The 458-nt window shown below is 73.8% G+C and carries 1 pseudogene; it reads left to right on the forward strand.

The window, feature by feature from the left end:
* A pseudogene (locus NBY69_RS37170) lies at nt 1-315 on the forward strand (twin-arginine translocation pathway signal protein); the annotation flags it as partial.
* Nucleotides 316-458 lie beyond the last annotated feature (143 nt).

Genomic DNA, 458 nt, shown 5'->3' on the forward strand with positions numbered 1-458 from the left:
CTGCTGGAGCTCGGCGGGGCGCGGCCCGACCCCGCGCACCCGCTGGACGGTGTGAGCCTCGCCGGATACCTGCTGCGGGGCGAGACGCCGGGAGAACGCGACCTGTTCTGGCGGGTGCGCGGCGAGCGGGCGCTGCGACGCGGGGACTGGAAGTACTACCGGGGGAGGAGCGGGACCGACCAGTTGTTCAACCTGGCCGACGACCTGCGTGAACAGGCCGACCGCGCGAAGGCCGAGCCGGAGCGGCTGGCAGAGCTGCGGGCCTCCTGGGAGAGGACGGACGCGGGTCTGCTCCCGTACCCCACCACCCCCTGAAGCCGCTCGCCCCCGATCCCCCGGTGTTCCACGTGACGCCCCGGCGGATCGGAGGCGCCCGCGGGATCAGCCCTTGGCGGCCGGGGCCGACGCGTCCAGACCTTCGCCGCTCTTCGCCTCGATGGACAGGGAACGGTGATCGA

Source organism: Streptomyces sp. A 4/2 (assembly GCF_940670765.1).
In the GTDB taxonomy this organism is placed as follows: domain Bacteria; phylum Actinomycetota; class Actinomycetes; order Streptomycetales; family Streptomycetaceae; genus Streptomyces.